The organism is Flavobacterium sp. FlaQc-28 (assembly GCF_044007415.1).
Classification (GTDB): Bacteria; Bacteroidota; Bacteroidia; order Flavobacteriales; family Flavobacteriaceae; genus Flavobacterium.
The window spans coordinates 84,939-97,018 of sequence record NZ_JBIPCM010000010.1 but is presented as its reverse complement, the minus strand read 5'-3'; the positions used below and the strand labels follow the sequence as shown (position 1 = coordinate 97,018).

The 12,080-nt window shown below is 33.4% G+C and carries 12 protein-coding genes and 2 tRNA genes; 7 read left to right on the top strand and 7 right to left on the bottom strand.

The window, feature by feature from the left end; all coding sequences use genetic code 11:
* Positions 1 to 25: 25 nt before the first annotated feature.
* The 3 genes from ACHRVL_RS20670 to ACHRVL_RS20660 all read left to right on the top strand — a co-directional run bounded on the left by ACHRVL_RS20670 (position 26) and on the right by ACHRVL_RS20660 (position 3,403).
* Positions 26 to 1,507: a helix-turn-helix domain-containing protein gene (locus tag ACHRVL_RS20670; RefSeq protein WP_395415227.1), complete on the top strand. Its 1,482-nt coding sequence runs from the start codon at positions 26 to 28 to the stop codon at positions 1,505 to 1,507.
* A 278-nt stretch (positions 1,508 to 1,785) separates the two neighbouring features.
* Entirely contained in the window at positions 1,786 to 2,502 is a 717-nt protein-coding gene (locus tag ACHRVL_RS20665; RefSeq protein WP_395415225.1) for a pirin family protein, read from the top strand.
* Positions 2,503 to 2,869: 367 nt separating this feature from the next.
* A complete protein-coding gene (locus ACHRVL_RS20660) occupies positions 2,870 to 3,403 on the top strand; it encodes a YceI family protein (RefSeq protein ID WP_089054976.1) in 534 nt (177 codons plus the stop codon).
* Between the two features lie 242 nt (positions 3,404 to 3,645).
* On the opposite strand, the gene ACHRVL_RS20655 is transcribed toward ACHRVL_RS20660, so the two are convergent.
* Positions 3,646 to 4,509 (bottom strand): helix-turn-helix domain-containing protein, encoded by an 864-nt coding sequence (locus ACHRVL_RS20655; protein ID WP_099720251.1) that lies wholly within the window; start codon positions 4,507 to 4,509, stop codon positions 3,646 to 3,648.
* Positions 4,510 to 4,604: 95 nt separating this feature from the next.
* Between ACHRVL_RS20655 and ACHRVL_RS20650 the strand changes: the two genes are divergently transcribed.
* Positions 4,605 to 4,967 carry a DUF983 domain-containing protein gene (locus tag ACHRVL_RS20650; protein WP_071636409.1) on the top strand — a complete coding sequence of 121 codons (363 nt, stop codon included), beginning with the start codon at positions 4,605 to 4,607 and terminating at the stop codon, positions 4,965 to 4,967.
* Positions 4,968 to 5,039: 72 nt separating this feature from the next.
* A complete protein-coding gene (gene fabD / locus ACHRVL_RS20645; protein WP_073489107.1) occupies positions 5,040 to 5,915 on the top strand; it encodes an ACP S-malonyltransferase in 876 nt (291 codons plus the stop codon).
* A gap of 186 nt (positions 5,916 to 6,101) precedes the next feature.
* Here fabD and ACHRVL_RS20640 read toward each other — a convergent pair whose 3' ends face one another.
* From ACHRVL_RS20640 to ACHRVL_RS20630, 3 genes are all read right to left on the bottom strand, one after another.
* Positions 6,102 to 7,019: a DMT family transporter gene (locus ACHRVL_RS20640; protein WP_395415222.1), complete on the bottom strand. Its 918-nt coding sequence runs from the start codon at positions 7,017 to 7,019 to the stop codon at positions 6,102 to 6,104.
* A 123-nt stretch (positions 7,020 to 7,142) separates the two neighbouring features.
* Positions 7,143 to 8,156 (bottom strand): UDP-glucose 4-epimerase GalE, encoded by a 1,014-nt coding sequence (galE, locus tag ACHRVL_RS20635; protein ID WP_395415220.1) that lies wholly within the window; start codon positions 8,154 to 8,156, stop codon positions 7,143 to 7,145.
* 42 nt (positions 8,157 to 8,198) lie between these two features.
* The gene (locus ACHRVL_RS20630; RefSeq protein WP_395415219.1) at positions 8,199 to 9,332 is read right to left on the bottom strand and encodes a DegT/DnrJ/EryC1/StrS family aminotransferase; all 1,134 of its coding nucleotides are present in this window, start codon (positions 9,330 to 9,332) and stop codon (positions 8,199 to 8,201) included.
* A 134-nt stretch (positions 9,333 to 9,466) separates the two neighbouring features.
* Between ACHRVL_RS20630 and ACHRVL_RS20625 the strand changes: the two genes are divergently transcribed.
* Entirely contained in the window at positions 9,467 to 10,696 is a 1,230-nt protein-coding gene (locus tag ACHRVL_RS20625) for a 3-deoxy-D-manno-octulosonic acid transferase (protein WP_395415217.1), read from the top strand.
* A 345-nt stretch (positions 10,697 to 11,041) separates the two neighbouring features.
* Complete coding sequence (locus tag ACHRVL_RS20620) at positions 11,042 to 11,266, top strand: hypothetical protein (protein ID WP_089054494.1); 225 nt, start codon at positions 11,042 to 11,044, stop codon at positions 11,264 to 11,266.
* Between the two features lie 118 nt (positions 11,267 to 11,384).
* Here ACHRVL_RS20620 and ACHRVL_RS20615 read toward each other — a convergent pair whose 3' ends face one another.
* The 3 genes from ACHRVL_RS20615 to ACHRVL_RS20605 all read right to left on the bottom strand — a co-directional run bounded on the left by ACHRVL_RS20615 (position 11,385) and on the right by ACHRVL_RS20605 (position 12,076).
* Entirely contained in the window at positions 11,385 to 11,765 is a 381-nt protein-coding gene (locus ACHRVL_RS20615; RefSeq protein ID WP_395415216.1) for a DUF1508 domain-containing protein, read from the bottom strand.
* Positions 11,766 to 11,903: 138 nt separating this feature from the next.
* A tRNA-Leu gene (locus ACHRVL_RS20610) sits at positions 11,904 to 11,989 on the bottom strand.
* Positions 11,990 to 12,003: 14 nt separating this feature from the next.
* Positions 12,004 to 12,076 (bottom strand) — tRNA-Gly (locus ACHRVL_RS20605).
* Between the last annotated feature and the right edge of the window lie 4 nt (positions 12,077 to 12,080).

The window sequence follows — 12,080 nt, the reverse complement described above, 5'->3', positions numbered from 1 at the left end:
TTTTTATAATGGCTATATTTGGTTCATGGATATTGAAAAAGACTATATAAAGCTGATCTTCGGACTAAAATTGAAGCAAGTTCGAACACAAAAAAATCTATCACTTTTTGGCTTAGCCAAATTGACAAATCTTTCAAAATCGTATTTAAACGAGATTGAAAAGGGAAAAAAATATCCAAAAACAGATAAAATTTTATTGCTCTGCGAACATTTGGACGTGACTTACGACCAAATGGTGTCTTTAAAACTAGATAACAACCTCGCTCCGATTGGTGAAATCTTAAAATCTGGAATTTTAAAAGAGATTCCACTAGAGCTTTTCGGCATTCAGGAAGCCGATTTAATTGATATAATTGCAAATGCTCCTGCAAAAGTCAATGCGTTTATTAGTACGATAATCGAAATTGCACAGCATTATAATCTTAGCCGTGAAAGTTTCTTTCTGGCTGCTTTACGCTCGTATCAGGAAGCACACAGTAATTATTTTGAAGATTTAGAAGAAAAAGTAATTACGTTTTCTAAATCATTTCAGATAAATCTGGATTCTAAAATCACAATTGAAGAATTAGAGGCAATTTTAAAAGAAGAATACGAATACAAAATTCAAGAAATTGCTTTTACAGATCAGGAAGCTTTGGGCGATTTGCGTTCTATTTACGTTCCAAAAAGCAAAACTTTATTACTTTCGACAGAAATCGATGCGCCGCAAAGAGCTTTTATTCTAGCTAAAGAAATCGCTTATAATTATTTAAAAATTTCAGATCGTTTACTGACTTTCAGTTGGATTAAATTTGAAAATTTCGATCAGGTTTTAAATAATTTTTATGCTTCTTATTTTGCAGGTGCTTTATTATTACCTAGACAATTGGTTGTAAACAAAGTGAATGCTTTTTTAACTAATGAGAAACCAAATCCTGAAGAATTTGTTTCACTGATTGAAAGTTTTGAAGTTTCTCCAGAATCCTTTTATCAACGATTAACTAATTTATTGCCAAAGGATTTTCAGCTCAAAAACTTATTCTTTTTAAGAATGTCGCATAAAATAGGATCTGATGTTTATCATATTAAAAAAGAATTACATATTACCAATCAGCAGGAACCGCACGCCAACGAAACGAACGAACATTATTGCAGAAGATGGGTTTCGGTGAAAACCATCGACGAAGCCATCAAACAAAATAAACCACACTTTTTTGATGCGCAAATTTCGAGTTACATTCATAGCGGAAATGAATATTTGGTTTTTTCATCGGCAACTAAAGATCCTTTTTTGCATAATACTATTCGAAGTATCTCTGTTGGAATTTTGATTAATCCGACTATGAAAAAGAAATTCAAATTCATTGAAGGAAAACCTTTAGTCAAGAGAATTGTGGGTGTTACTTGTGAGACTTGTGATGTAAAAGATTGCTTGGAACGTGCTTCTCCGCCAATTGAATTGGAAAAGAAAAAACGTCATGAGAATACAGATGCTGTTGTGCAGCAGTTTATTTCTCAGTATAGTTAATTTAGATTGTTAAACTTCTTAGATATTTTTCGCAATGTCGTCATCCTGAGAAACGAAGGATCACACAAGAAACTCATCATGCAATATCGCCAATATTTGTCGAGCCTCTTGTGTGATCTCTCCTCCGTCGAGATGACAAACTGTGCAGCAAAAAACCTTTGAACCTCTGCAACTTTGCACGTTCGAACCTCTCAAAATAACTTCTTAATCTAGGTTAAGTCCTTTTTGCTTACATCAACTGTATCTTTGTACTATAAAATTAACAAACATACAAAATCATGGAAAATATAGTATTGCACAAAGCAGAAACAAGAGGAAACGCAAATCACGGATGGTTGAACGCTTATCACAGCTTTAGTTTTGCGAGCTGGTACAATCCAGATAGAATTCAGTTTGGAGCGCTTCGTGTTTTGAACGACGACACAATTGCGGGCGGAATGGGTTTTGGAACTCATCCTCACGATAATATGGAAATCATTACAATTCCATTAGAAGGTGATTTGGCTCATAAAGACAGTATGGGAAATACCGAAATCATCAAAAATGGAGATATTCAGGTGATGAGTGCCGGAACCGGAATTCAGCATAGTGAGTTTAACCCAAATGCTGATCAACAGACTAAATTATTACAAATCTGGTTGTTTCCAAATAAAAGAAATGTTACGCCGCGTTACCAACAAATTACTTTGAATGTTGCTGACAGACACAATAAATTAGCTCAGGTTTTATCTCCAAATGCTGATGATGACGGAGTTTGGATTCATCAAGATGCTTGGTTTAACATGGGGAATTTTGATGCTGGAATAGCAGCAGAATATAAAATCAAAAAAGAAGGAAACGGAGTTTATGCTTTTGTTTTGAAAGGAAATGTTACGATCAACGGTCAGGAATTAAACACTCGCGATGCGGTTGGAATTTCAGAAACTGACGTTTTAAACATTAAAGCCAACACAGACGCTGAATTTTTATTGATGGACATTCCGATGAACTATTAATTCAAAGATTACAATTAATATTTTTTTTCAGAAACGATATTTAAGTTGATTTTCAGCTTATTATCGTTTCTTTTTTTGTTCAAATTTTATCAAGTTTTTTTGCCACAGATTAAAATGATTAAAATGATTTTGTTTCAGAAGCATGGGAATAAATAATCTGTGGAAATCTCTTTAATCTGTGGCAGAAAAAAAACTCTTCTCCCGTCCTGAGGCTTCGGGATCAGGATCGCTCAGAGTGAGAACAAAAATTTGACAATCAAAAAAATATCTCCTTTTTTATTTCTTAATCTAGGTTAAGTGCATTACACTTACTACGAGCGTAACTTTGTCCTATCAAAATGAAATTAATTATTTAAAAAATAAAATTATGGCAACTACAAAATGGTCAATTGACCCAACACACTCAGAAATTGGTTTTAAAGTTAAACACATGATGTTTACAAATGTTTCAGGTAAATTTGGAACTTATGATGCAACAATTACTTCAGACGGAGATAATTTCGAAAATGCAGATATCCAATTTTCGGGTGATATCGCTTCTATCGATACTGCAAATGCAGACAGAGATGGTCACTTAAGAAGCGGGGATTTCTTTGATGCTGAAAATCATCCAAAATTAGCGTTCAAAGCTTCCTCTTTCAAAAAAGTAAATGATGGAGAATATGAATTAACTGGTGATTTAGATATTAAGGGTATCTCTAAAACTGTAAAATTTCCTGTAGAATTTAGCGGAACTATGACTGATCCTTGGGGAAACACAAAAGTAGGTCTTAACATAGAAGGAAAAATTAACCGTAAAGATTGGGGTTTAAACTGGAACTCAGCTCTTGAAACTGGAGGTGTTTTAGTAGGAGAAGAAGTGAAATTAAACATTGAATTACAATTTGTAAAACAAGCTTAATACTTTACAATAGGTTTTAATTTGGTTGGTTAAGAAGCCTGCACTTTTTCTCGGGAGTGCAGGCTTTTTTTTGGGTTTGCCACGAATTACACTAATTTCCACTAATTTTTTTTCTCAAAACTGGATGATTTTTGCCACAGATTAGAAGATTTCCACAGATTAAAATCCAAATAATCCTTTTAATCTGTGGCAAAAACTAAAATAATAATTCGTGGAAATTAGTGTAATTCGTGGCAAACTAATCATCGTATTGTATTTCGAAATTCTGTCGGTGAGATTCCTGTTTGTTTTTTGAAGAATCTGGAAAAATACGAGTAATCTTCGTAACCCACTTTAAACGCTACTTCGTTTACCGCTAATTGCTTATCGATCAACATTCTTTTAATCTCAAGGATTACGCGGTCTGTAATTACTTCTGTGGCTGTTTTTTGCAGAATTTCATTGCAGATTCGGTTTAAATGTTTTAGCGTAATATTTAGCTTTTCTGCGTAGAAAGAAGGGAGTTTTTCTGTTCTAAAATACTCTTCCAATAACGATTCAAACTTGTTGATTTTAATATTATACGAATGCGTTTGATGTGAATAGGTTTCGCTGTACTTGCGAGCGATTTCGATATGAATTGAATCTAATAAATTCAGCATTTTATCTAATTGATACTTCGCATTTTCATTACTTTCTTGAATCAGCAAATTAAAATATGAAAGAATTCTGGGAATTTCTTTTTCTTCAAAAACCATTTCGGGACGATTATGAATAGAATGATAAAAATTGTAATCGTTGATATTTTTTTGTCCGAAATATAAATTATACAATTCCTGAGAAAAAATAATTACAAAACCCTCTACATCTTCAGACAAACTCCAATGATGCATTTGCCCAGGCTGCAGTACAAACAAACTGCCTCTTTTTATTTCAAATTGATCAAAATCGACTTCATGCAATCCAGAGCCTTTGGTAAAAAACACCATTAAATAAGAATCATGACGATGGGGTTCTTCGACAAAACTGTGACTTTTTAGATGCTCTTTAAACGTATTCACATAAAAATCACGATGAATATCATTACAGTTAAAATTCTGAACACTATAAACGGGATATTTCTTCATAAAAATGTCTTTATTGTGCTATAATCAGCGAAGATATAAAAAAGCCTTTTATAATACTCTGAATTACCTTTGTATAAATAAAAAACAACAAAATCATGTCAAGCGCATTAACTCATATATTAAGCAACGAATGTCCTATTTGTCATAAAGGAAAAGTATTTACAGACAAAAATATTTTTTTGACTTTCGGACTTCCAAAAATGAATGAATACTGCAGTCATTGTAATTACAAATTTCAAAAAGAGCCTGGTTATTTCTTTGGGGCTATGTATGTAAACTACGGATTAACAGTCGCTCAGGGAATTGCGACGTATTGTATTGCTCAGTTTTTCTTTGAGAAAAATTTCGATTTAAGAATCATTCCAATCATTGCTGTTGTTATTACTTTACTAACTTCTTTCAATTTGAGATTCTCTAGGTTAGCATGGATTTATATGTTTAAGGATTATACGAAATAAAAAAGTGTTATTTTTGCCTTTCAATTGAAGCTAATTTTCAATTCCAAAAAAATAAAAAAACAAATTAGACAAATGAAAGCATACGTATTTCCAGGTCAAGGCGCACAGTTTACAGGAATGGGCAAAGACTTATATGAAAACTCGGCTTTAGCCAAAGAATTATTCGAAAAAGCTAATGAGATTTTAGGTTTTAGAATTACAGATATTATGTTTGAAGGCACTGCCGAAGAACTAAAAGAAACTAAAGTAACACAGCCAGCTGTATTTTTACACTCTGTTATTTTAGCTAAAACTTTAGGCGAAGATTTTAAACCAGAAATGGTTGCTGGACACTCTTTAGGTGAATTTTCAGCTTTAGTTGCCAACGGAACTTTATCTTTTGAAGACGGTTTGAAATTGGTTTCTCAACGTGCCCTTGCTATGCAAAAGGCCTGCGAAATTACGCCATCTACAATGGCAGCGGTTCTAGGTTTAGCGGATAATATTGTTGAAGAAGTTTGTGCTTCTATCGATGGAATTGTGGTTGCTGCAAATTATAACTGTCCAGGGCAATTAGTAATTTCGGGAGAAACTACAGCTGTTGAAAAAGCTTGTGAAGCGATGAAAGCTGCAGGAGCAAAACGTGCTTTAATTTTACCTGTTGGAGGAGCTTTTCACTCACCAATGATGGAACCAGCAAGAGAAGAATTGGCTGCTGCAATTGAAGCAACTACATTCTCTACTCCTATTTGCCCAGTATATCAAAATGTAACTGCAAATGCAGTTTCTGATGCAAACGAAATTAAAAAGAACTTAATCATTCAATTGACTGCTCCTGTAAAATGGACACAATCTGTACAGCAAATGATCGCTGACGGCGCAACTTTGTTTACAGAAGTTGGACCAGGAAAAGTATTAGCTGGTTTGATTAATAAAATTGACAAAGAAGCGGTTACTGCGAATGCTTAATCACAGAGGCAGACTGCAGTTCGTCTTTTAAATCAAATATTACATGAAAAAAGCTCTGAAAAATATATTTTTCAGAGCTTTTTGTCATTTCGACGAAGGAGAAATCTTCGCGAGTAGCTCGACAAAGTTTGTGGAATTTCTTGTGGAGATTTCTCCTTCGTCGAAATGACATACCTAAAGGAAACACTAAACTTCGGACTCAAATGCTTTCTTTTCTCTCTTCTTGTAATTTACAATAAAAACGCCAAGAATAATAAGCGCTGTCGCAATTATAAAGTCGATTGTAATGACTTCATCTAAAAGAAGCCAACCTAAAAATACAGCAATTATCGTATTTATATAAGCTAAAATAGAAACCTGAACCGCTGTAACATGCTTCAAAGCATAACTGTAACTAAAAAAAGCAATTACAGATCCGAAAATCGACAAATACAAAGCTGCAAAAATACTTCTTGAACTCCATGAACTAAAATCTGGATTTGGTGAAAAAATAGAAGCTAAAACCAACTGAATACAAGACGCCGTTGTAAATTGATAAAACAAGTTAAGCACAATATTGTTTGATTTATTGGCGTGTGTTTTAGTATAAATTGTTCCAATGGCCCAAGCCAAAATTGCAAATCCCATAAACATCATTCCGCTTCTGTAATCAGCATCTAAAAACGATCCAAGTCCGTCTTTGAATATAAAAACGACTCCCGAAAATCCAATTAATACTCCAACAAAACCTTTAAAACTCATTTTTTGCAGGCCAACTAAAATGCTTCCAAGAAATATCAATATTGGAGATAAGGCACTTATCACAGATGCTAATCCGCTTGGCAAAGTCTTTTCAGCAATTGTGGTAAAACCATTTGCAATTACAATCATTAAAACTGACGGAATAAGCTGTTGCTTGAAATTTCCCCAACCAATCCATTTCATTTCTTTTTTGAACAGCAAAATCGTCATCATAATCAATCCCGCCAATCCTTGACGAATTGAAGTGACAAACCAAGGCGGAATAGTTTCAACCGCAACCCTGATTCCTAAAAACGTTGTCCCCCAAATAATTCCAACCGCTGCGAGAGCAAAAATCAATTTATAATCTAAACTTTGTTTCATAAAAATGAAATAATCATTTAAAAAAAATACCAAATAATCAAAAATCGATTATCTGGTATTTTTTTATTAATTAAAACACACTATTGTGCGTCTCGACAATATATCTTTCTTCTAGTTCTTTCTTTACGAGCGAACTTTTTGTTCCCATTTCCAAGCACTTGCCATTGCTTCGTCTAAACTCAATTCAGCTTTCCATCCTAAAACATTGTTTGCTTTATCTGTATTTGCATAAGCTTCGGTAATATCACCTTCGCGGCGCGGCATAATTTTATAAGGCAGTTTTTTATCGCTTACTTTTTCGAAACTATGAATTACTTCTAGAACCGAACTTCCTTTTCCTGTTCCTAAGTTGAAGGTTTCTACTTTTGCCAAATTCTTTTTATTCAACAAGCGTTGTAAAGCGATTACGTGCGCTTTTGCCAAATCTACCACGTGAATGTAATCTCGAACAGCAGTTCCATCAGGAGTTGGATAATCATCTCCAAAAACAGACAATTCTTTGCGAAGTCCTATTCCAGTTTGTGTAATAAACGGTACTAAATTTTGAGGAACACCAATTGGTAATTCTCCAATTTCATTTGTAGAATGCGCTCCAACCGGGTTAAAATAACGCAGCAAAATAGCATTGATATTAGTTACTTTAGCTGTATCTGTAATAATTTCTTCCCCAATTTGTTTAGTGTTCCCATAAGGCGACATGGCAGCTTGCACTGGAGCATCTTCGGTAATTGGCATTTTTTCGGCTTGACCATAAACTGTACAAGACGAACTAAAAATAAAACTCGCTTCTGGTTTTTGCTGCAATTCCTGTAAAAGATAAACTAAACTGCTGATGTTGTTTTCATAATACAGCAATGGGTTTTCAACACTTTCTCCAACTGCTTTTGACGCTGCAAAATGAATTACTCCTGTAACATCGTTGTGTTTTTTAAAGAAATCCTGAACGGCACTCTTTTCTCTTAAATCAATTTTTTCGAATAAAGGTGTTTTTCCTGTAATTGTTGTAATTCCTTTTAAAACATCTTCGGTAGAGTTTGAAAGATTATCAATTATCACAACTTCAAAGCCTTCATTTTGCAATTCGACTACGGTATGAGAACCAATAAATCCTAATCCTCCTGTTACTAATACTTTCATTTTGTGGTTGTTTTGTGCTGTTGTTTATTTGGTTTAATTATTTTATTTATTTAAAAATTCTAACACAGAATCTGTTATAAATTTAATTTGCTCATCATCAAGTTCTGTATGCATTGGCAAAGCAATAACTTCTTTTACTAATTGATTGGTAACTGGAAATTGCTCTTCTTTATAACGAGAATCTACATATGCTTTTTGAGAGTGCAGCGGAATTGGATAATAAATTGCACATGGAATTCCTTTATCTAATAAGTGCTGCATCAAAGCATTTCTATCAGCATCTAAAATTCTTAATACATATTGATGAAAAACGTGATCATTTTCGTTTGCATCAAAATCTGGCGTAATAATATGTGCATTTCCAGCAAAAGCCGCATTGTATTTTGTTGCCGCTAAACGACGTGCTTTATTATACTCATCCAACAAAGGCAGTTTTGCATTTAAAACTCCAGCTTGAATACTGTCTAAACGCGAATTTACTCCCACAACATCATGATGATAACGTTCATACATTCCGTGATTTACAATTCCACGAATAATGTGCGCTAATTTATCATCGTTTGTAAAAATTGCTCCACCATCTCCATAACAACCTAAGTTTTTAGATGGGAAAAATGAAGTTGCTGCAACGTGACCAATAACTCCTACTTTGCTCTTCACTCCTGATTTTGAAATATAATCAGCACCAATAGCCTGCGCATTATCTTCAATTACATATAAATTATGTTCCGCTGCAATTTCCATAATCGCATCCATATTTGCAGCGCGTCCAAATAAATGTACCGGAACAATTGCTTTTGTTTTTGGCGTAATTGCTTTTTTAATTGCTTCAATATCGATGTTCATATTTACCATATCAACATCAACTAAAACCGGAGTTAATTGTAACAAAGCAATAACCTCAACGGTTGCTGCAAAAGTAAAATCGGCAGTGATAACTTCGTCACCTGGCTGAAGACCTAATCCCATCATGGCAATCTGCAAAGCATCTGTTCCGTTTGCGCAAGGAATTACGTGTTTGGCACCTAAATAATTTTCAAGATTTTTTTGAAATTGATGTACTAAAGGTCCGTTTATATAAGTATTAGTATCTAAAACTTCTTGAATCGAAGCATCAACAGTAGTTTTTATTTTTTCATATTGACTCTTTAAGTCAACCATTTGAATTTTTTTCATTTTCAATATATTTTAAAATTAAAGATCTGTTTTACTATCAGATTCTCTAAAAGGAGGAACAAAAATAGTTATTTAATAACTTCAAACCATGAAAATAGTCGAAAGAAATGTATTTTAGCCACAAAAATAAACAGATGCTTTTTCTATATAATTTAGTTATTTCTATTGCGGGCTTTTTTCTGAAAATTGTCGCCCTTTTTAGTCCGAAAATTAAGCTTTTCGTTGAGGGACGAAAAAACGTTTTCTCAATTTTAGAAGAAAAAATAAAACCTTCAGACAAAACTATTTGGTTTCATTCTGCATCACTTGGCGAATACGAACAAGGTCTGCCTGTAATTGAAAAAATCAAAGAAAAATATCCTTCTCACAAAATTATTGTAACCTTTTTTTCGCCTTCAGGATATGAAGTACGTAAAAACAACACTGTTGCCGATGTTACTGTCTATTTACCATTAGACTCAAAAAGCAATGCAAAACGTTTTCTAAAACTCGTTCATCCTGAATTCGTCTTTTTCATTAAATATGAATTCTGGCTGAACTATTTAAAAGAACTGGAGAAAAGCAAAACACCAACTTATCTCATTTCAGGAATTTTCAGAGACTCTCAAATGTTCTTTAAATGGTATGGAGGTTTTTATAGAAATGCTTTAAAAGCTTTTACCTACTTTTTTGTTCAAAACGAAAGTTCAAAACAAAAAATCGAAACAATTGGCTTTAAAAATGTAATTATCTCCGGCGACACTCGTTTTGACAGAGTGGTAGCAATTTTAGAAAGAGATAACACGCTTGATTATATCGAAAATTTCAAAAACAATCAGCCAATCATAGTTATAGGCAGTTCTTGGCCGAAAGACGAAGCTTTAATAGCGGAATATATCAATCAAGCACCTGATAATATAAAATTCATTATTGCCCCACATAATATTAAGACCGATCAAATTGCTGCATTGAAATCGCTCCTTACAAAATCTACTATTTTGTATTCTGAAAAAGAAGAGAAAGACCTATCAAATTACAATGTCTTTATAATAGACACTATTGGACTTCTAACCAAGATTTATAGTTATGCTGCAATTGCATACGTGGGCGGCGGTTTTGGAAATCCAGGAATTCATAATATTTTAGAACCGGCCACATTTGGAATTCCAATTGTAATTGGACCAAATTTTGCAAATTTTGCAGAAGCTGTTTCTTTAGTAGAACTTGAAGGATGCGTATCTGTATCTACTTTTAACGAATTAAAAACTGTTTTTGACCGCTTATTAAATGATGCTGCCTTTTTTAAAGAAAAAAGTAAAATATGCAAGTCGTTTATTCAAGAAAACAAAGGCGCAACAGATACTATAATGAGAATCGTTTCATAAACAATCTTTTCTTTACTCATTATTATGGCTCTTATTTTCACATTATACACTAATTTACCCATTTTGTTTTTTTTTACCATCTTATAAATTCACCAAGAAAACAAAATAAACTTTAATCAAGAGGATCAAAACCACCTATTTCCATAAAGAATATTCAGCAAATAATAATTTGTACAGAAAAATAAACAATTTAAGATAATTTTATCATTCTGGCACATTATTTGTTAACTAAGATAAACGTGAGCAATGAAAATATTTTAAAAAAAAAATAAAAAAATATTTTACATATTAAAAAATTTATATCTTTGCCACGAATTAATAATTAACCTTTTATAATAAAGTAAGATGAAAAAAGTATTTTTAAGTTTAGCTGTTGTTGCTGTTTTAACTGTTGTATCTTGTAAAAAAGCTGACGCTGCAGCTACTGAAGCTGTAGATTCTACTGCTGTTGCTGTTGATTCTGCTGCTACTGTAGTTGATTCTGCTGCTGCAACTGTTGATTCTGCTGCTGCTAAAGTTGATTCTGCTGCTACTAAAGTAGAAGAAGCTGCTAAAGAAGTAAAAAAATAATTAGAACCTAAATTCTAAAAATTTTAAAACCATCGATTCGATGGTTTTTTTTTGACCAAAATTCAACCTTTGGTTTTTACAAATAAAAAAAAGCGCTCACTTCCGTGAACGCTTTTTTTTATTCTTCTACCTCTTCCTCAACCGAAACCTCCTCATCCCCAAAAATAGATTCACCAGATGAGAAATCCAAAATCTCCGATCTCGAAGCATAAGTCACAATTTCCTTAATTCCTTTTTGAAGAAGCAATTCCGTAGTATATTTTCGACTTGTCGCAAAGTGAATATCACCCAGCATCAATTTAAAAAAATACTTCCCTCCCGAGCCTTTAAATTTTAAAAACCTCGAAAGCTCAATTGTCTTTTTAAACTTCTCAATATCCTCTTCACACTCAAACCTCAACTCATAACTCAAACTCGTAAAAATAACCTTTCCCTTCCTAGATGTAAACACAAACTTATATTCATCATTAAACCGCTTGCTAATTACAAAAGCCCCCATATTTTGATTGTTGATTTTAGATTTTAAATTATTGCTTTTAGATTTCCTTAGAATCTTCAAAACCAATCTACTCTGCAAATTGATTTTATCATTGAGTTTACACCACAAAAAAAGCCTCTTCAAAAGAAGAGGCTTTAGTACTCAGAGCGGGACTTGAACCCGCACGAACATTGCTGTTCACTGGATTTTAAGTCCAGCGTGTCTACCAATTTCACCATCCGAGCATTGTATGGTTTTGAGCGAAAAACGGGGCTCGAACCCGCGACCTCGACCTTGGCAAGGTCGCGCTCTACCAACTGAGCTATTTTCGCATTT

Excerpts from the sequence above, each read along its gene's own strand:
- ACHRVL_RS20650 (WP_071636409.1), top strand. The coding sequence starts at position 4,605 with ATGTCAAGCGCATTAACTCATATATTAAGCAACGAATGTCCTATTTGT.
- ACHRVL_RS20630 (WP_395415219.1), bottom strand. The coding sequence starts at position 9,332 with ATGAAAAAAATTCAAATGGTTGACTTAAAGAGTCAATATGAAAAAATA.
- ACHRVL_RS20670 (WP_395415227.1), top strand. The coding sequence starts at position 26 with ATGGATATTGAAAAAGACTATATAAAGCTGATCTTCGGACTAAAATTG.
- ACHRVL_RS20615 (WP_395415216.1), bottom strand. The coding sequence starts at position 11,765 with ATGGGGGCTTTTGTAATTAGCAAGCGGTTTAATGATGAATATAAGTTT.
- ACHRVL_RS20625 (WP_395415217.1), top strand. The coding sequence starts at position 9,467 with ATGCTTTTTCTATATAATTTAGTTATTTCTATTGCGGGCTTTTTTCTG.
- ACHRVL_RS20655 (WP_099720251.1), bottom strand. The coding sequence starts at position 4,509 with ATGAAGAAATATCCCGTTTATAGTGTTCAGAATTTTAACTGTAATGAT.
- ACHRVL_RS20620 (WP_089054494.1), top strand. The coding sequence starts at position 11,042 with ATGAAAAAAGTATTTTTAAGTTTAGCTGTTGTTGCTGTTTTAACTGTT.
- fabD (WP_073489107.1), top strand. The coding sequence starts at position 5,040 with ATGAAAGCATACGTATTTCCAGGTCAAGGCGCACAGTTTACAGGAATG.
- galE (WP_395415220.1), bottom strand. The coding sequence starts at position 8,156 with ATGAAAGTATTAGTAACAGGAGGATTAGGATTTATTGGTTCTCATACC.
- ACHRVL_RS20665 (WP_395415225.1), top strand. The coding sequence starts at position 1,786 with ATGGAAAATATAGTATTGCACAAAGCAGAAACAAGAGGAAACGCAAAT.
- ACHRVL_RS20640 (WP_395415222.1), bottom strand. The coding sequence starts at position 7,019 with ATGAAACAAAGTTTAGATTATAAATTGATTTTTGCTCTCGCAGCGGTT.
- ACHRVL_RS20660 (WP_089054976.1), top strand. The coding sequence starts at position 2,870 with ATGGCAACTACAAAATGGTCAATTGACCCAACACACTCAGAAATTGGT.